The 17791-nt window shown below is 74.3% G+C and carries 19 protein-coding genes; 12 read left to right on the forward strand and 7 right to left on the reverse strand.

Annotated features, from left to right (window positions below):
* Positions 1 to 2: 2 nt before the first annotated feature.
* A complete protein-coding gene (locus ACNF49_RS27035) occupies positions 3 to 245 on the reverse strand; it encodes a hypothetical protein (RefSeq protein ID WP_482945431.1) in 243 nt (80 codons plus the stop codon).
* Between the two features lie 107 nt (positions 246 to 352).
* Between ACNF49_RS27035 and ACNF49_RS27040 the strand changes: the two genes are divergently transcribed.
* On the forward strand, positions 353 to 1117 hold the full coding sequence (locus tag ACNF49_RS27040) for an NAD(P)-binding domain-containing protein (RefSeq protein ID WP_357981010.1): 765 nt from the start codon (positions 353 to 355) through the stop codon (positions 1115 to 1117).
* Positions 1118 to 1166: 49 nt separating this feature from the next.
* Here the strand turns inward: ACNF49_RS27040 and ACNF49_RS27045 are convergent, their stop codons facing one another.
* Positions 1167 to 1955 carry a class I SAM-dependent methyltransferase gene (locus ACNF49_RS27045; RefSeq protein WP_482945432.1) on the reverse strand — a complete coding sequence of 263 codons (789 nt, stop codon included), beginning with the start codon at positions 1953 to 1955 and terminating at the stop codon, positions 1167 to 1169.
* An 82-nt stretch (positions 1956 to 2037) separates the two neighbouring features.
* On the opposite strand from ACNF49_RS27045, the gene ACNF49_RS27050 reads away from it, so the two are divergent.
* Genes ACNF49_RS27050 through ACNF49_RS27060 form a run of 3 tightly spaced genes read left to right on the forward strand, consistent with a single transcriptional unit; the run spans position 2038 to position 3578 of the window.
* Entirely contained in the window at positions 2038 to 2427 is a 390-nt protein-coding gene (locus ACNF49_RS27050) for a hypothetical protein (protein WP_482945433.1), read from the forward strand.
* A 1-nt stretch (position 2428) separates the two neighbouring features.
* Positions 2429 to 3025: a TetR/AcrR family transcriptional regulator gene (locus ACNF49_RS27055; RefSeq protein ID WP_482945434.1), complete on the forward strand. Its 597-nt coding sequence runs from the start codon at positions 2429 to 2431 to the stop codon at positions 3023 to 3025.
* Positions 3026 to 3050: 25 nt separating this feature from the next.
* The gene (locus ACNF49_RS27060; protein WP_482945435.1) at positions 3051 to 3578 is read left to right on the forward strand and encodes a GNAT family N-acetyltransferase; all 528 of its coding nucleotides are present in this window, start codon (positions 3051 to 3053) and stop codon (positions 3576 to 3578) included.
* A gap of 32 nt (positions 3579 to 3610) precedes the next feature.
* On the opposite strand, the gene ACNF49_RS27065 is transcribed toward ACNF49_RS27060, so the two are convergent.
* Positions 3611 to 4507, reverse strand: coding sequence for a polysaccharide deacetylase family protein (locus tag ACNF49_RS27065; protein WP_482945436.1), 897 nt, complete (start codon positions 4505 to 4507; stop codon positions 3611 to 3613).
* Positions 4508 to 4599: 92 nt separating this feature from the next.
* Positions 4600 to 5499 carry a sigma-70 family RNA polymerase sigma factor gene (locus tag ACNF49_RS27070; protein WP_482945437.1) on the reverse strand — a complete coding sequence of 300 codons (900 nt, stop codon included), beginning with the start codon at positions 5497 to 5499 and terminating at the stop codon, positions 4600 to 4602.
* Between the two features lie 119 nt (positions 5500 to 5618).
* On the opposite strand from ACNF49_RS27070, the gene ACNF49_RS27075 reads away from it, so the two are divergent.
* Positions 5619 to 6905: a cytochrome P450 gene (locus tag ACNF49_RS27075; protein WP_482945439.1), complete on the forward strand. Its 1287-nt coding sequence runs from the start codon at positions 5619 to 5621 to the stop codon at positions 6903 to 6905.
* A gap of 105 nt (positions 6906 to 7010) precedes the next feature.
* Complete coding sequence (locus ACNF49_RS27080) at positions 7011 to 8810, forward strand: CocE/NonD family hydrolase (RefSeq protein ID WP_482945440.1); 1800 nt, start codon at positions 7011 to 7013, stop codon at positions 8808 to 8810.
* 72 nt (positions 8811 to 8882) lie between these two features.
* Here the strand turns inward: ACNF49_RS27080 and ACNF49_RS27085 are convergent, their stop codons facing one another.
* On the reverse strand, positions 8883 to 9011 hold the full coding sequence (locus ACNF49_RS27085; RefSeq protein WP_482945441.1) for a hypothetical protein: 129 nt from the start codon (positions 9009 to 9011) through the stop codon (positions 8883 to 8885).
* Positions 9012 to 9272: 261 nt separating this feature from the next.
* On the opposite strand from ACNF49_RS27085, the gene ACNF49_RS27090 reads away from it, so the two are divergent.
* Positions 9273 to 9662: a PPOX class F420-dependent oxidoreductase gene (locus ACNF49_RS27090; protein WP_482945442.1), complete on the forward strand. Its 390-nt coding sequence runs from the start codon at positions 9273 to 9275 to the stop codon at positions 9660 to 9662.
* Between the two features lie 22 nt (positions 9663 to 9684).
* Here the strand turns inward: ACNF49_RS27090 and ACNF49_RS27095 are convergent, their stop codons facing one another.
* The gene (locus ACNF49_RS27095; protein ID WP_482945443.1) at positions 9685 to 10266 is read right to left on the reverse strand and encodes a TetR/AcrR family transcriptional regulator; all 582 of its coding nucleotides are present in this window, start codon (positions 10264 to 10266) and stop codon (positions 9685 to 9687) included.
* A gap of 128 nt (positions 10267 to 10394) precedes the next feature.
* On the opposite strand from ACNF49_RS27095, the gene ACNF49_RS27100 reads away from it, so the two are divergent.
* The gene (locus tag ACNF49_RS27100) at positions 10395 to 11567 is read left to right on the forward strand and encodes an FAD-dependent oxidoreductase (RefSeq protein WP_482945444.1); all 1173 of its coding nucleotides are present in this window, start codon (positions 10395 to 10397) and stop codon (positions 11565 to 11567) included.
* On the opposite strand, the gene ACNF49_RS27105 is transcribed toward ACNF49_RS27100, so the two are convergent.
* A complete protein-coding gene (locus ACNF49_RS27105; protein WP_482945445.1) occupies positions 11564 to 12334 on the reverse strand; it encodes a methyltransferase domain-containing protein in 771 nt (256 codons plus the stop codon). The genes ACNF49_RS27100 and ACNF49_RS27105 overlap by 4 nt on opposite strands.
* A 156-nt stretch (positions 12335 to 12490) precedes the next feature.
* Between ACNF49_RS27105 and ACNF49_RS27110 the strand changes: the two genes are divergently transcribed.
* The 4 genes from ACNF49_RS27110 (at position 12491) to ACNF49_RS27125 (ending at position 17790) form a co-directional block, all read left to right on the forward strand.
* The gene (locus tag ACNF49_RS27110) at positions 12491 to 13408 is read left to right on the forward strand and encodes an NADP-dependent oxidoreductase (protein WP_482945446.1); all 918 of its coding nucleotides are present in this window, start codon (positions 12491 to 12493) and stop codon (positions 13406 to 13408) included.
* A gap of 323 nt (positions 13409 to 13731) precedes the next feature.
* The gene (locus ACNF49_RS27115; RefSeq protein ID WP_482945447.1) at positions 13732 to 15597 is read left to right on the forward strand and encodes an ABC-F family ATP-binding cassette domain-containing protein; all 1866 of its coding nucleotides are present in this window, start codon (positions 13732 to 13734) and stop codon (positions 15595 to 15597) included.
* A gap of 217 nt (positions 15598 to 15814) precedes the next feature.
* Entirely contained in the window at positions 15815 to 17122 is a 1308-nt protein-coding gene (locus ACNF49_RS27120; protein ID WP_357980953.1) for a sensor histidine kinase, read from the forward strand.
* Entirely contained in the window at positions 17119 to 17790 is a 672-nt protein-coding gene (locus tag ACNF49_RS27125) for a response regulator (RefSeq protein ID WP_357980950.1), read from the forward strand. Before ACNF49_RS27120 ends, ACNF49_RS27125 begins: the two co-directional genes overlap by 4 nt.
* Position 17791: the final 1 nt, after the last annotated feature.

Here is a 17791-nt window from a genome sequence, read left to right on the forward strand (position 1 = left end):
CCTCACGACCGGCCGCCGGCGAAGCGCAGGATCAGCAGGCCGGCGATGCCGGCCACGCCCACCACGCCCGACAACAGCCCCAGGAGGTTCGGATCTCCCTGCGTGACGATGCCGGCCGCCACGTTCACCGAGGCTCCGCCCACCGCCAGGACCCACAGCAGGGCACGCGAGGCCGATCGCCGCGGCCGGGTCCGCGGGCTGTGCGCCGGCCGCTCATATGTGTCAATTCTGTACGGATCGCTCATGAGGACAACGCTAGGGACACCGGCCTCCGCGCTGAATCCCGCCAGCAACCGAAGCGACGGTACAGACTGCTGTAGTACGTACGACCACGGATCGGGAGGAAGACACGGTGAAGCGGATCGGGGTCATCGGGGTGGGCGAGATCGGCCGGGCCATCGTGACGGGCCTGTGCGAGGGCCCCGGCGAGCGTCCCGAGGTGTTCCTCTCCCCGCGGGGTGCGCGTGCGGCGGCGGAGTTGTCGCAGCGCTACGAGGACGTGCACGTGTGCGCCTCCAACCAGGAGGTGGTGGACCGCGCCGACCTGGTCGTCATCGCCGTACGCCCGCCGGACCGGCACGACGCGCTGGCCGGCCTGCGCGTGGCCGACGACACGATCGTGGTCAACGTGATGGCCGGCGTCGCCGTCGACGAGCTGCGCAAGCTCCTGGACACCGGCGCCACCCTGGTACGCGCCATCCCCCTGCCCGCCGTCCGCGAACGCGACTCGGTCACGGTGACCTGGCCCGCCCACCCGGTGACCGACGCCCTGTTCGGACGGCTGGGCGGCGTGCTCGTGGCCGAGGACGAGGCGGCCTTCAACGTCTTCTCCGCGCTGACCGCGACGCTCACCACCCACCTGTCCTACCTGGCCACGCTCAGCACGTGGGCCGCCGGGCACGGCGTGCCGCCGGAGGTGGCGGAGGGCTACGTCCGCGGCCTGTTCCAGGGGCTCGGGCGGGCCCTGGGCGACGAGAGCCGTTCGCTGGCGCGGCTCGCGGCCGACCACGAGACCCCGAACGGCAGCAACGAACGCGTCCGCACCACCTGGTTCACCCCGGCCAGTTCGCAGGCCCTGGCCGACACGCTCGACGACCTGCTCGACCGCCTCACCTGACCGGGGCTCCCGGGACAGTCATTCGCCGGCGGGCGCGCAGAACCGCACCTCAGCCGGGCCGGTGGGCGACGGTCAGCAGGTGTCCGCTGGCGCCCAGGAGCGAGGGCTCCGACTCCATCGAGCGCTGTGCGTCCAGGAGCAGGGCCCGGCGTTCCGGGTCGTCGAGCCAGTCGTTGACGTCGCCGTGCAGCCAGAAGGTGCCCTCCAGGCCGTAGCGGGCGGTGCCGGGCAGCCCGGCGTCGGCGAACTCGGCGGCCACCTCGTCCGGGTGGTGGAAGTAGGCGGAGAAGCCGCGCCTGGGGGACAGCATGACGCCGTCCGCCGCGGCGGCATGGGCCGCCTCCCGCTGCCGTTCCTCCAGGTAGGTGCCCAGGTTGACGGTGTCGAGCACGGCCGCGTACCGGTTGATGGTGGCCGCGGCCACCAGCCCGCCGGGCCGCACGGCGCGCCGGGCCTCGCTCAGGACCCGCAGCCGGTCGGCGCGGTCGGCGAGGTGGTAGAGCGGGCCCAGCAGCAGGACGGCGTCCGCGCCGCCGTCCGGCACGGGCAGCCGCCGCGCGTCACCGACCCGGGCGCGCAGCCCCGGCACCCTCGCCGCCCGCTCCACGTGCAGCGGCACGGGGTCCAGCAACTCCACCTCGTAGCCGTCGGCCAGCAGCCATTCGGCGTGTACGCCGGTGCCGCCGCCCACGTCGAGGACCCGGGCGGGGGCCGGCGGCAGCGTGCGGCGGAGCACGTCCTGGGTGCGCCAGAACTCCAGGCGGCCGCGCCCCTCGCGCAGCCGGTCGTGCTCCAGGTCCTGTGCGTAGTAGGCGAGTACCTCTCGGGTCACGGTCATGATCGATCGTGGCCGCTCCGCCGGGACGGCGGCAACGGATTTTCCCTCGCACTTCGTTATCCGGGCGTGTAAATTTATCCTCATGGATAACAATCAGGTCTGGCGGCTCGTCCGGATCCTCTTCGCCGCCGTGCTGCTCCTGTCGATCGCCACGCTCGGCGTGGCCGCCGTCGTCGGCGGCAGCTGGGTGGTGTGGCTGCGCGCCGCCGCCGTCGCCGCCGCCTCCGCCTGGCTCGTATCCCTCGCCGGGCAGGCCGCCCGGGGCAGACGGGCCGCCTACGTGCGCATCCGCTTCGTCTCCGTCGCCGCGCCCATCGGCGTCGTGCTCATCCTCATCGCGCCGGACAGCGGCTACCCGCTGTGGATGAAGGCCGAGCAGGCCGTGGTCGGCGTCCTGGTCGCCGCCGTCGCGGTCGTCGTCAACCGCAGTGCCGTGCGTGCGGCGTTCCCGAAGCGTGGCAAGCTGGGCTGACATGGAGAGCTCCGGAACCCGTCAGGCGGCCACCGAGGCACGCAAGGCCCAGATCGCCTCGGCCGCGATCGCCGTGCTCGCCGAGCGGGGTTACGCGGAGACCACGTTCGAGGCCATCTGTCACCATGCCGGGCTCAGCAGCAAGAGGCTGATCTCCTACCACTTCTCCACCAAGGAGCAGCTCTTCGAGGCCGTCGTCCGGCAGGTCGTCTCCGACGCGGCCGCCTTCATGCGGCCGGTGATCGAGGCCGCCACCGGAGCCCGGGCCCAGCTGGAGGCGTTCATCAGGGCGAACATCGCCTTCATCGCGGCCCATCCGGCCCACGTGCGCGCGGTCCAGCAGATCGCGTTCAACCGCGCGCCCGTGGGCGGCGACGAGCGGGACGCCGCCATCGCCAGGCTGGTCGCCCTGTTCGAGGACGGCCAGCGCAGCGGCGCGTTCCGGCCGTTCGACAGCGTCCTGATGGCCACGTCCCTGCGCGCCGGCATCGACGCGGTGGCCGACCGGGTCGCCGGCGGCCTCGACCCCGACCACTGCGCCGCCGAGCTCGCCGTCCTCTTCGACCGCGCCACCGCCAGGACACCTCGCCCGTCCTGACCGGCCGTCGGGCATCATGGTCGGCATGCCGGCTCTCGTCGATCCCACGCCCGGGTTGCGGACGTCGTTCCTGGCGGCGGTGGCCGAGTTCCGGGCCGACCGTGACTTCCCGGTCCCGTGGTTCGTCCAGGACGTCGATCCCGGGGCGCTGACCGATCCGGCGGCCTTCGCGGCCTACGTCCGGCGGGTGCTGGGCGAGCGCACCGAGGCGGGCGTGCGCACGGGGTTCGTGCCGATGACCACGCTGTGGTGGGCCGACGGCGACCGGTTCCTCGGCAGGCTGGCCGTCCGCCACCGGCTCACCCCGCAGCTGGAACGGTTCGGCGGCCACATCGGCTACGACGTGCGCCCGGGGGCCCGCCGCCTGGGCCACGCGACGGCGATGCTGGCCGCGGCGCTGCCGATCGCGCGGCGGCTGGGCGTCGACCCCGCCCTGGTCATGTGCGACCGGACGAACACCGCCTCCCGGCGGGTCATCGAGGCCAGCGGCGGCCGGCTCCTCGACCTCACCGAGCGCAAACGCCGCTACCTGGTGCCCACCGGCCCCGAATAGCGGCTACCCGGCGGACCGGGACCCGCCCGAGGTCACGGACGTTCCCCGCGTTGCGCGGCCCGCAGGTCCAGCCAGCCGATCAGCTTGACGTCCTCGGCGTCCAGGATCTCCCGGACGTCGGGGTCGGTGAACAGGGCGAGCTCCCAGCCGCGCTTGGCCGCGCCCGGCATGATGGCGCGCAGCTCGTCGGTGTCCTCGAAGGGATGGATGTAGATCTCCGTCACGCCCGGCCGCAGCGAGCGCAGCAGCCCGATCATGTCCTTCTTGAGCGAGTCGTAGTCCTCGCCGTCGGACTGCTGGAAGGGCAGCGACCACAGGTGGTCGAGGATGACCACCCCGGCCTCGTCGGCCATCGCGGCCGGGGCCCGCGCCACGGGCTCCAGCTCCTCCGGCGCGCCGGTGCCGGCCAGCGAGCGCGGCAGGCGGAAGGGCAGGCCGAACTCGGCGCACACCGGCAGGACGACGTCCAGGAAGTGGCGGCCGGTGGCCAGGCCGTACAGGCTGCCCATGTGGTTGTCGGCGTGCGAGGGGTCCAGGCCGAGCGCGACGGCCCTGCGGATCTGGTTGACGATCTCGACGCGGACCTCGCCGGGGTCGGCGGACCGTTCGAAGGAGGCGCAGTCGCGGAAGAAGTAGCCGGTCTCGTCCACCAGCGTGGGGACCGGCCGGTCGCGGGTGACCGGGCCCCAGCGGTAGCCCTCCCACTCGCTGGTCAGCGTCAGGTGCACCCCGACGTCGAAGCCCGCGGCCGCGGCGACGGCCTGCGGCGCCCACGGGCAGGGCGTCATCACCGTGGCCGAGCTGATCGCCCCGGCCCGCAGGAGGGAGGTGATGCCGAGGTTGGCCGACCGGCTCATGCCGTAGTCGTCGGCGTTGACGATGAGCAGCCGGTCGTCGGGGGCGTGGCCGAGCCGGGAGGCGAGCGTCATCAGGGAACCCTTCGTAGGCGGCGGCCGGTGGACGACTCCGCGCGACCGATCGTCCAGCACCGCGACGACCTTCGTCAATCACCGCCCGGCGATCAGTGCTCCAGGGGCGTGAGGTCGAGCGCGGCCAGCCGGTCGGGGTCGGCCAGGATGTCGATCGTGGCGATCCGGCCGTCGCTGACGGTGAAGCTCATGACCGAGTACAGCCTGCCTTCCACGGTGTTGACCAGGCCCGCCAGGCCGTTGACGAGCGCCGGGTGGGCGACCGCGCCGATGGGCGAGCGGCGGAAGGCGGTGGCCTGCCCGGCCACGTCCGCGGCGCCGCGGACGACCTTCATGCCGCCGGTGAGCAGGCCGCGGTCGGCGCGCAGCACCACGTCCGGATCGAGGACGGCCAGCAGCGTGTCGAAGTCGCCCTCGCGGGCCGCGGCCAGGAACGCCTCCACCACCCGGCGCTGAGCGGCGAGGTCGGGATCGGGGGTCGGGGCCGCGCCGCGCACCCGCTGACGCGCCCGGCTGGCCAGCTTCTTGGCCGCCACCGGCGTGCGCTCCACGATGGGCGCGATCTGCTCGAACGGCAGGCCGAACATGTCGTGCAGCACGAACGCCAGCCGCTCGGCCGGCGACAACGACTCCAGCACGACCAGCAGCGCCAGGCCCACCGAGTCGGCCAGCAGCACCTCCTGCTCGGGGTCGGCGGCCGGGTCGGCGGCCTCGGCCCGTCCGACCACCGGGTCCGGCAGCCGCGCCTCCAGCGGCTCCTCCCGCAGGGCCTTGCGGGCGCGCAGGATGTCCAGGCAGAGCCGGCTCACCACGGTGGTCAGCCAGGCGCCCAGGTCGGCGATGTCGCCCGAGTCCGAGCGCGCCAGCCGCAGCCACGCCTCCTGGACCGCGTCCTCGGCCTCGGACAGCGAGCCGAGCATGCGGTAGGCGACCGCCTTAAGACGGGGACGATGCCCCTCGAACCGGTCGGCCAGCAGGTCATGGTGAGTCATGGCGATATTTCCTATCAAGGTGGCGTTCTCACTCTGCTGACGCATCGAACCGGAGAAAGGTGACCGCCGCCGGTCCGGGGGCACTTGCCGGGTGGGCGCGCACGCGAGACGGTGGCCGGATGCGTGACATCCCCGGCCCTCCTCCCGCGGCGGACGGCGGGCTGAGCGCCATCGCGGCCGCCGGCGGCCTGCACACCTACCAGCTCCGACTGCACGAGCGGTACGGCCCGCTGGTGCGCTTCCAGCTTCCCGGCGCGCCGGCCGCGATCTCGGTGGCCGACCCCGTGCTGCTGGAGGCCACGGCCGCGATCGACAAACGCCCCGACAAGCTCTTCGAGTTCCTGGCCCCCCTGTGCGAGGCCGGCAACCTGCAGACGCTCCCCGCCGACGAGCACGGCCCCTTCCGCCGGGTGCTGCTCTCGGTGCTCGCCGGCCGCCGCTCGCACGAGGCGCACTTCGCCGGCTTCGTCACCCTGGCCACCGAGCTGGCCGACCGCTGGGAGCGCCGCGCCGCCGACGGCCCGGTGGCGCTCCAGCAGGACCTGAGCGAGCTGTCCCTGCGCATGATCGCCCAGTACGCCCTGGGCGGCGGCCTCGCCGACCCGGCGCGGGTGGTGAGCGCGTTCGAGACCGTGCTGACCGTCCACCTGGGCCGCCTGTACGAGCGCGACGACGACCTCGCGCGCGGCGACCGGGCGCTGGCGTACCTGCGCGAGGTCGTGGACGGGGTGCTGGCCCGCGGCGGCAGCGAACTGGTGACCGCCCTGGCGCAGGCGGACATGTCGCCCGCCCGGATCAGGGACACCGTGCTCATGATCATGCTGGCCGCCCACCACACCACCGGCGTGGCCGTCTCCTGGACCCTGCACCTGCTCGCGCGCAACCCCGGCCCGGCCGCGCGGGTGACCGCCGAGCTGGACGACGTGCTGGGCGACCGGGCCGCCCCCGAGTACGCCGACCTGCGGCGCCTGCCGTACCTGGGGATGGCGCTCAAGGAGTCGATGCGGCTCTACCCGCCGGGCCCGTACGGCGCCCGCGAGACCACCGAGGACCTCTCCCTCGGCGGCCACCACGTCCCGGCGGGCACCACGATCTTCTACCCCTTCTGGGCCGTCCACCTCGACCCCCGCCACTGGCCGGACCCGCACGCGTTCCGGCCGGCCCGGTTCACCCCCGAGCAGCAGGCCGCCCGCCACCGCTACGCCTACCTCCCCTTCGGCCTCGGGCCGCGCGGCTGCGAGGGCGCGAGCCTGGCCGTGGTGGAGGCCGAGCTGGTGCTCGCCGTGCTGCTCAGGAGGTTCGCCTTCGAGCCGGTCGAGGACCATCCGGTGACGCCCGTCGAACGCTTCGTGCTGTGGGCCGAGCACGACATCCGCATGCGCCTGACCCGCCGCGTCCCCCGCTGACTTCCCGGACGGGTGTGGCGGGGCTTGCCTGGGCGTGCCCGCTGGCATATGAGTGATGCACGCTCGTTCGGACGCCGCCGGCACACCTATGCACGGGGAGAGTCGATGAACATCCGCGGGAAGGCGACGGCCACTGTGGCGGCCGGCGTCCTGGTCACGATCACCACTCTCGCCGCCGGCGGCCCGCCGGCCTCGGCCCGCACCACGGCGCCGGGGGTGACGCACGAGGAGAACCCCCGGGTCCCCGCGGGCGCCGCCTGGGCGGAGGCGTACTTCCCCTCCGCCGACGGCAGCGGCGTCGAGCTCCACGCCGACGTGCTGCGCCCGGCGCACCTGCCGGCCGGCGCGCGCACGCCGGTCATCGTCTCGGTCGGCCCCTACTTCGCCCACGCCGGGCAGACCGGCCCGGAGGGATGGGACCAGGTCGGGCCGTCGGCGCGGTTCCGGGACTTCGTCGACGGCGCCGGGCTGATGGCCCGCGGCTACACCTTCGTGATGGTCGACCTGCGCGGCTTCGGCGGCAGCACCGGCTGCCTCGACTGGGTCGGGCCGGGCGAGCAGGCCGACGTGCGGGCCGCCGTCGAGTGGTCGGCGGCCCAGCCCTGGTCGACCGGCAAGGTCGGCATGTACGGCAAGTCGTACGACGCGGTCACCGGCCTGGTCGGCAACAACCTCAGGCTGCCGAGCCTGAAGGCGGTCGTCGCCCAGGAGCCGGTCTGGAACATGTACAACTACCTGTTCAGCAACAAGGTCCCGCGGCCCAACGTCACGGGCACGCCGGAGGCGTACAACTCGATCGCGACGATGGCGCCGATGGCCGGCGACAGCGACCGGTACAAGGCGAACGCCCAGTACGAGACCGCCCATCCCGCCTGCCTGTCCGACAACATCACCAACAACAACAATCCCGACCTGCGCTCGGCGTACTGGCGGGCGCGCAACCTGGCCGACCGGGCGGCCGGCACCAGCACGCCGTTGCTGGTCACCCAGGGCTTCATCGAGCCCAACACCAAGCCCGAGGACATGGAGGTCTACCTGGACAACCACCGCGGGCGCGAACGCGGCTGGCTCGGCCAGTGGGAGCACGTGCGCGGCAACGACACCGACGCCCAGGGCCGGCTGCTGCAGGGACGGGCCGGCTGGTTCGACGAGGTGATGCGGTTCTACGACCAGTACCTGCGCGGCGTGCGCCCCTCGGTGGGCGACCCGGCGTACGCGATCGAGGACAGCCTCGGCGTGTGGCGCGCGCAGCCGACCTGGCCGGTGGTCACGACGTCGTACGAGGCCCGGCTGTCGGCCGGCGCGTACCTGGACGACGGCGGCGGCGCCGCGGCCACGGCCACCACGGCCCCCTCCGGCCGCTGGGACATGGAGCACGCGCCGCCGCTCGAACCGCTCTCCACCGCCGAGAAGAGCTCGGCCAGACAGAGCGCGGCCGCCGCGGGCAGCTACTGGACCTGGTCCACGCCCGCCGCCGAGAAGCTCAGGCTCACCGGCACGCCGCGGATCAGGCTCGACGCGAGCACCTACGGCAACGTCATGGTCCGCCTGTGGGACGTCGCCCCCGACGGCCGGGCGACGATGTTCGACGAGAACGTCGCCCTGCTGGCGCGCGGCGGCCCGATCGCGTTCGACCTGAAGTCGGCCGACTGGACCTTCGAGCCGGGCCACCGCCTGGGCGTCCAGATCGGCACCATCGAGTCCAACGGCTGGCTGGACGTGCCCTCGGGCAACACGATCAAGGTCTCCGGCGCGCGGCTGAGCCTGGACCTGCTGTCCACGCGGCACGACGTGCCCACCCAGGGTGACCGCTCGCCGTACCTGGACCGGTACCTCGCGGCCTACACCACCACGCTCGGCGGCGTGGGCCCTGGCACCTTCCCGCTGCGGCTGACCCGCCGCTGACCTGCCCGTCCTCGGCCCGTCCGCGGCCCGTCCCACGCCCGATCCGCCGGGCCGGGAGACGGGCCGGGGACGTCAGAGCGCGGCGCCGCGGGCGCGCAGGAACCCGGCCATCGCCTCGACGCCGAGGGCGATCGCCCGCTCGTCCGGCACGAAGTCCGGGGCGTGCGGCACGCCCCGCTCGCCCACGCCGAAGAAGAACATCGCCCCGGCGCCCGCTCCAGGAACAGCCCGAAATCCTCCCCGTTGAACGGATAGGACGCGTGCAGCAGCAGAGCGTCCAGGACCGCCACCAGGGCCGCGGTGCGCCGCTCCTGGCCGGTTCGGGGTGGCGGTGGAGCTCGCGCCGTAACTCGATCAGGTCGTCGTCGCTCATGGCCGAATGCCGGCACATCGTCCTGGAGTCGAACTGGCGGAATGGGTGGATTTGGGGTGACGCCGGTGTCAAGGTTGCATACTCCCCGCATGATTTTCACGCAGGCAGAGCTCGACTACCTGGCCGGGCAGCACCTCGGCCGGCTGGCCACCGTCTCCCCCTCCGGAGACGTGCAGAACAACCCCGTGGGCTTCTTCGTGGACGCCGCCACGGGCACGATCACCATCGGCGGGCACGCGATGGGCGCCTCCAAGAAGTTCAGGAACGTCCAGGGGGGCAGCACGGTCGCCTTCGTCGTGGACGACCTGGCCTCGACCGACCCGTGGGTGGTGCGCGGCATCGAGATCCGGGGCACGGCGGTGGCCCTGGCCGACCACGAGCCGCCGGTGCCGTACTTCTCGCGGGAGGTCATCGTGATCACCCCCGTCCGGATCGTCTCGTGGGGGCTCGACGGCGGGCGGTCGTCCCGGACCGTCTGAGGGCGCGGGCCGGCGCCGGCCGCTAGCGCGGCGGGCGCCAGCCGTGCGCGAGGAGGTCGAAGACCTGCTCGACGGCCCCGCGAAGATCCGGCCGCCCCCGCGTGAGCGCCGGCGTCTCCAGGACGAACCGGGCGAGCGCGTGGCAGGCGACGTCGTCGGGGGCCACACCCGCGTCCTCGGCGATGGCCGCGCCGAGAGCGGCGGTGTGCCGGGTCCACATCCGTTCGGAGTACGCCAGCAGCGCCGGCGTGGACTCCACCAGCTCGGTGAACTCCGCCCGCAGCGGATGGGCCGCGACCTGCGGCCAGGACGCCAGCACGTGCCCGCGCAGCGCCTCGACGACGCTCTGCCCCTCCGGACGCCCGCGCACCGCCGCGACCAGCTCCGCCTCCCGGTCGGCCTCCTCGTCGAAGACCAGCGCCTCCTTGCTCGGGAAGTGCTTGAACAGCGTGGTGGTCGACACGTCGGCCGCCTCGGCGACGTCCCTGACGCTCACCCGGTCGTAGCCGTGTTCGATGAACAGGCGCAGGGCGGCGTCGGCGATGGCTCTGCGGGTGGCGGCCTTCTTGCGTTCGCGGCGGCCGGCGACGGGTGGCGTGTCCATGCCGCCCACCCTACCAAAAGGTGGCACGAGTGAATTAGTTGACCGGTTGCACTTTTGTACTCGTTCTGCTTCTCTGGAACGGCGGCGCTCGCCGTACCCACCCCTGATCGCGAACGAGAGGTCCAGTCATGCGCTCACCCGCACCCGCCGCCGCGCGGATCCACATCGTCGGAGCAGGCCCCGGCGGGCTCACCTGCGCCCGCGTCCTGCAACGGCACGGCATCCCCGTGACCGTCCACGACCGCGACGCCCACCCGCGGGCCCGCGACCAGGGCGGCACCCTCGACCTGCACGCCGACGACGGGCAGGCCGCCCTGCGCGAGGCCGGCCTGCTCGACGACTTCCTCCGGCTGGCCCGCCCGGAAGGGCAGGAGATGCGGCTGCTCGACCCGTCCGGACGGCTGCTCGACCACCACGTCCCGGCCGCGGGCGAGCTCTTCAAGCCGGAGATCGACCGGGGCGTGCTGCGCGACCTGCTGCTCGGCTCGCTGGAGCCCGGGACGGTGCGGTGGGGCGCGGCCGTCGAGAAGGTCACCGGCCCGCCCGGCGGCCCGCGCCGGGTGCACTTCCGCGACGGCACGTCCGTCGAGGCGGACCTGGTCGTCGGGGCCGACGGCGCGTTCTCCCGGGTGCGGCCGGCGGTCTCGCCCGCGGCGCCGCGCTACACCGGGGTGACCTTCCTGGAGGCGTGGTTCCACGACGTCGAGAACGCCCACCCCGGCCTCGCCGCGCTGGTCGGCCAGGGCGGCGCCACCGCGGCCGACGGCGACCGCGCCCTGTTCGCCCAGCGCAACGGCGGCGACCACATCCGCGTCTACGTCATCCAGCGCCTGCCCGCCGGGTGGATCGCCGCGAGCGGCCTGAGCGCCGGCGACACCGCCGGGATCCGCGCCCGGCTGCTCGACGCGTTCTCCGACTGGTCGCCGGACCTGCTCCGGATGATCACCGGCAACGACGGGCCGTACGTCGACCGTCCGCTGTTCGCGTTGCCCGTCCCGCACGTGTGGGCGCGGTCCTCCAGCGTGACCCTGCTCGGCGACGCGGCCCACCTCATGCCGCCGCTCGGCGTCGGCGCCAACCTGGCCATGCTCGACGCCTGCGAGCTCGCCCTCGCGCTGGCCGGCTCCGCCACGGTGGCCGAGGCCGTGGCCGCGTACGAGAGCACGATGCTCCCGCGCGCGGCGGACACGGCCCGCGCCCTGGAGCACGGCGCCGAGGCCCTGCTCGAACGGCACGAGAGCGGCGAACTGGCCGCCTTCGCCCCGCCCCGCCCCGCCGCCGACCCGGCCCCGGCCGGCTAACGCGTGGCCGCGGTCACGAACAGCGGCAGGGCGAGGAACAGCCGCCCGGCCCGCCCCCGCGCACGCTGCTCGGCGAGCCAGCCCTCGGCCTCGGCCGCGCCGACCGCCCCGGCCGAACACGCCTTCCCCGCGAGGTCGGCCAGTACGGGCACCATCGTCGCGTCGGTGAAGACCCTGGTGTGCACCTCGACGGTGACGTCGGAGAAACCGGCGTCCAGCAGCAGGTCGCGGGTGCGGCGGACGACGCGGGGCGACCTGACGAGGTCGGCACGGGCGTGCACGATCCGGCGGGTGAGCGCGGCGTCGCCGGAGTCGATGACGAAGGTGTCCCAGTCCTGCCCGAGCAGCACGATCCGCCCGCCGGGGGCGAGCACGCGCCGCGCCTCGGCCACGGCGCGGGCCGGGTCGTCCAGGACGTGGTACACCTTCTCGGCCCGATAGCCGCGCAGCTCGCCGTCGTCGAACGGCAACGCGTACGCCTTCGCCACCCGGAACTCGCCGGCGGGCCACCGCCCGGCCGCCACGCCGATCATCCGCTCGTCGGGGTCGACCCCGATCGCCCGCGCGCCGAGCCCGGCCATCTCCGCCACCGCGCGGCCCGATCCGCAGCCGACGTCGGCCACCGCCGCCCGCGGGGCGAGGCCGAGCAACTCGTAGGAACGCGCTCGCAGCTCGGCCGCCCCGGGCAGGTTGTCCCCGAGGTCGAGCAGGGCGATGAGCGCGTCGGTCTCCTGGCCGGTACGGCCTGTCGTCTGGTTCTTGGTCATGTGCGGGATCCTGCGGCTTCAAGCGCACTTGAAGTCAAGCCGCTTCCTGGGATCGGCGGTCCTGGGAAGAGCGGTCCGTTCCGCCGCCGACGCGGGAGGGGCAGGGTGGGTTGCGGCCGTGCGAGGGCCGGTCCGGACGAGGAGGGTGATCACGCGATGAAGGCTGTGCGGTTCCACGAGTACGGCGGGATCGACGTCCTGCGGGTGGAGGAGGTCGAGCGTCCGGCGCCCGGCCCCGGGCAGGTGCTGGTCGAGGTGCGGGCGGCCGGGATCCAGCCCGGCGAGACGATGATCCGCCAGGGGGCGCGGCACGGGCGCTGGCCGGCGACGTTCCCGTCCGGGCAGGGCAGCGATCTGGCCGGTGTGGTGGTGGCGGCCGGTCCGGAGGTGCGCGGGTTCGCGGTGGGCGACGAGGTGCTCGGCTTCACCCATCGCCGGGCGAGCCACGCGGAGTTCGTCGTGGCCGACGACGTGGCTCTGACCCTGCGGCCCGCGGGGCTGCCCTGGGAGGTGGCCGGGTCGTTGTACGTGGCCGGCACGACGGCGTACGCCACGGTGTTCGCGGTCGATCCGGGGCCGGGGGAGACCGTGGTGGTGTCCGGGGCGGCGGGCGGCGTCGGGTCCCTCGCCGTGCAGCTCGCGCGGCGGCGGGGCGCGACGGTGATCGGGCTGGCGAGCGAGGCCAACCACGCCTGGTTGACCGGGCACGGCGTCGTGCCGGTCGCGTACGGGGAGGGCGCGGCCGAGCGGATCCGGTCGGCCTCCGGCGGGAAGGTGCACGCGTTCATCGACACCTATGGGGACGGCTACGTCGATCTGGCGGTCGAGCTGGGCGTGCGGCCCGAGCGGATCGACACGATCTGCGACTGGGCGGGCGCGGCCCGGGTCGGCGCGCGGACGTACGGGGAAGGTTCGGCCGCGTGCGCGGTCGTGGTGGGGGAGCTGGCCCGGCTCGCCGCGCGGGGGGAGCTGGAGGTGCCGATCGCCCGCGTGTACCCGCTGGAGCAGGTCAGGGACGCGTTCGGCGAGCTGGAACGGCGGCACACCCACGGCAAGATCGTGCTCAGGCCGTAGCGGCGGGTTACGGCCGGGTGCGCGCCCTGGTCGCCCGCCGAGCTCGACGCCGCCTTCCGCGCGGCGGTCACCCCGGGCGTCCGGGCCGCCCTGGGCCTGCCCGCGGGGTGGAGCGCGTAGGCTACGGTGGGAACGTTTGTGATCTACGGTCAGGAGACCGGACATGGCAGGTGACGACGACATCTCCGGGTGACGCCGGAGGGTGATCGGCCCCGGCGTGAGCGCGTGAGCGCCGCCGACGTGGGCCTTTTCGTCGTTCCCCGAAACCCCTGTCCCCTTCACCGGGCGGCTTCGGCGCGCCCGCGTCCTCCTCCGAGGTTCACATGGTCTCCAACCCCTGCCCGCCGGCCGGCGACGCGCTGCTGGCCCACGATCTCGTCCGGACGCTGGGCACGCGGCGCGTGCTCGACGGCCTCTCGCTCACCGCCGCCCCGGGCCGCCGGATCGGGCTCATCGGCGAGAACGGCGCGGGAAAGTCCACGCTGCTGCGCCTGCTGGCCGGCGTGGACGAACCCGACTCCGGCACCGTCGTCCGGCCCGCCGACCTGGGCTTCCTGCGCCAGGAGCTGCCGTTCGCGGCCGGCGACACGCTCGCTGACGTGCTCGACGACGCCCTGCGCGAGGCGCGGACGGACCTGGCCGAGCTCGACCGGCTCACCCGCGAGCTGGCCGGGTCGCCGGACGACGCCGCGCTGCTCGAGGCGTACGGGGCCCGGCTCGACCAGGCGCAGCAGCACGAGTCCTGGGACGCCGACCGGCGGGCGGAGATCGTCCTCGACCGGCTGGGCCTGGGCGGTGTGCCGGGCACGCGCGTGCTCGGGTCGTTGTCCGGCGGGCAGCGCGGCCGGCTCGCCCTGGCGGCGCTGCTGATCAGGCGGCCCGCCGCGCTGCTGCTCGACGAGCCCACCAACCACCTCGACGACGACGCCGCCGTCTTCGTCGAGGAGGAACTGCGCGGCATGACCGGCGTGGTGGTCGTGGCCAGCCACGACCGGGCCTTCCTCGACGCGGTCTGCACGGACCTGCTCGACCTCGACCCCGCCGTGGACGGTCCCGTCCGGTACGGTGGCGGCTACAGCGCGTACCTGACCGGGAAACGCGCCGAGCGCGAACGCTGGGAGCGGCGTCACGCGGCCGAGCAGGAGGAACTGGACGAGCTGCGCCGCGCAGTCGCGGTGACCGCGCGGCGGGTGGCGCAGGACGGGTTGCGCCGCGACAACGAGAAGATGGGCTACGGCCACCGCGCCGGACGGGTGCAGCAGCAGATCTCCCGGCGGGTGCGCGACGCCGCCCGCCGGCTCGCCGAGCTGGAACGCGACCAGGTCCCCGCCCCGCCACCCCCACTGCGCCTACGCCCCCGCCTCACCGCCCCCCTCCCGCCCACTGAAGCTCGGAAAGGAGGGAGGCGCGACGCGGCCCTCTCTCCAACTGAAGGTCCGGAAGGAGGGAGGCGCGACGCGGCCCTCTCTCCAACTGAAGGTCCGGAAGGAGGGAGGCGCGACGCGGCCCTCTCTTCTTCTGCAGGTCCGGAGGGGGACCGTGGCGACGCGGCCCTCCTTCCTTCCGAAGGTCCCGAGGGGGATCGTGGTGGTGCCGGGAGCGGGGAGAGCCCTGGCGGCGGGCTGTTGGTGGCGGCGCGGGACGTCCGGGTGGCGGGGCGGCTCGCGCTCGACCGGCTCGACCTCCACCAAGGGGACCGGCTGCTGGTCACCGGCCCGAACGGCGCGGGCAAGTCCACCCTCCTCGCCGTCCTGTCCGGCGACCTGGAGCCGGCCGGGCCGGTACGGCGGCGACCGGGGCTGACCGTCGGCCTGCTGCCCCAGGACACGACGTTCGAGCACCCCGGCCGCACGGTGCGGGAGACCTACGAGCGGGTTCTCGGGCCGGAGCGCGCCGAGGCCGTGCCGCTGCGCTCGCTCGGCCTGATCCGCGCCCGGGACACGAACCTGCGGGTGGGGGAGCTGTCCGTCGGCCAGCGCCGCCGCCTCGCGCTGGCGCTGCTGATCGCCGATCCTCCCGACGTGCTGCTGCTCGACGAGCCCACCAACCACCTGTCGCCGGGCCTCGCCGACGAGCTGGAGGCCGCCATGGCCGAGCACGGCCCCGGCGCGGTCGTGGTGGCCAGCCATGACCGCTGGCTGCGCGCCCGCTGGCAGGGACGCCGTCTGCACCTGCCCGGGGCGGGCTGAGGTACGTCCCGTAGTACCTGGGAGCCAGGCGAGAAGTGAGCTCCGCAGCGGGAGGCGCGCGGCCGGGGCGGTGCGTAGCGTCGGAGGAACCGTCCCCCACCGGAAGGGCTCCCATGGGCGATCGCGGCAGCCGCCTCCTCGCGCGGATGGTGACCGGCTCACCCGTAAGCTGGGCCAAGGGTGCAAGCCGGGACAGAAGGAACGTGGGCGAGGGCGGATGAGCAGGCTGCGGAAGGCCCTCGCCGCGCTGGGCGCGGACCTGTGGACCATGGCCCCCGACCCCCTGCCCCGCATGGGCGGGCCGCGCGCACTGTCCCGGCTCCCGCACGTCGCCGTCGCCCTGTACGCGCTGGCCATGGGCCTGTACCCGGGCGGGATCGGCATCGACCCGACCGTCCCGCTGCTGGCCATGGCCATGGCGGCGGCCATGGTGCTGGCGATGTGGCGCCCGCTGGCCGCCTGGTGGGCGACGATCGCCCTCATGGTCGCCGGGGCGCGGTCGGGCATGGTCTACGTGTCGCAGCACCTGAGCTTCCCCTGGACGGTGCATCCCGAGACGTTCGAGAGGGGGCCGTTCCCACGCGCCGACCCGACCGCCTTCCCGTGGACGGGCTCGGGCGTCGCCCTGCAGGCCGGCGTGCTGTTCCTGCTGGCGCTGCGGGTACGCCCCGGCATCGCCGTCAAGGCGCTGGCGATCACCGCGCTGACCGCGGTGGCGATCGTGGTGCTCATGCCGGAGGCCAACGGGGGCGGGCTGGGCGCGACTGCCCTGATGGCCGACGCGGTCGCGGTCGCCGTCGGGGCCGGGGTGCGCCAGCTCAGGACGACCCGTACCCGGCTGGAGGCCCAGGAGGAGCTGACGGCCGAGGAACGGGCCCGCCGCACGCTGCTGGAGGAGCGCAGCAGGATCGCCCGCGAGCTGCACGACGTCGTCGCCCACCACATGTCGGTGATCTCCATCCAGGCCCAGGTCGCGCCGCACCTGGTGGAGGACCCGCCGCAGGAGCTGCGGGAGAACCTGGCCGGCATCCGGGAGAACGCCGTCGAGGCGCTGACCGAGCTGCGCCGGGTCCTGGGCGTGCTGCGCGCGCAGGACCAGCCGGGCGACGCGCCGCAGCCCACGCTCGACCGGCTGGAGGAGCTGGTGGCCAACGTGCGCGGCGCGGGCGTCACGCTCACCGCCGAGATCGCCGGGCAGGCGCGCCCGCTGTCGCCGGGCGTGGAGCTGTCGGCGTACCGGATCGTGCAGGAGGCGCTCAGCAACGCCATGCGGCACGCTCCCGGCGCGGCGGTGGCGGTCCGGCTGACGTACCGGCCCGGCGCCCTGGCGATCCGGGTCGTCAACGAGCCGCCCGCCAGGCCGGCGCGGCCCTCGCCCGGCGCCGGGCACGGGCTGCTCGGCATGCGCGAGCGCGCCGCCATGCTGGGCGGCGACCTCGCCGCCGGGCCCACACCGGACGGCGGTTACGAGGTCAGCGTGTTCCTGCCGGTCGACTCGCAGAAAGGCGTCCAGGCCACCTCATGACGAGCATCCGCGTGCTCATCGCCGACGACCAGGTCATGGTCCGCCAGGGCTTCACCGTGCTGCTCAACGCCGAGCCCGGCATCGAGGTCGTGGGCCAGGCCGTCAACGGGCTCGACGCCGTCGCCAAGGTCGCCGAGCTGGACCCCGACGTCGTCCTCATGGACGTGCGCATGCCCGAGCTCGGCGGCATCGAGGCCACCCGCAGGATCGCCGCCCGTCCGGACGCGTCGGCGAAGGTGCTCGTCCTGACCACGTTCGACCTCGACGACTACGTCTACGAGGCGCTGCGCGCCGGGGCGTCCGGCTTCCTGCTCAAGGACGCCTCGGCGGCCGAGCTGGCCCACGCGGTGCGGGTGGTGGCGACCGGCGACGCGCTGCTGGCCCCGAACGTCACCAAGCGCCTGATCGCCGAGTTCACCCGGGTGAGCCGCGCGCCGCGGGCGCCGCTGAAGGAGCGCGTGGGCGACCTGACCGAGCGCGAGACCGAGGTGCTGGCGCTGATCGCGCAGGGCCTGTCGAACGCCGAGATCGCCGAGCGCCTGGTGATCGCCGAGCAGACGGTCAAGACCCACGTGAGCCGGATCCTGGTCAAGCTCGGGCTGCGCGACCGCACCCAGGCGGCGGTCTTCGCGTACGAGACGGGGCTGGTCCGCCCCTCGGGCTACTAGC

This window comes from Actinomadura sp. ATCC 39365 (assembly GCF_054392275.1).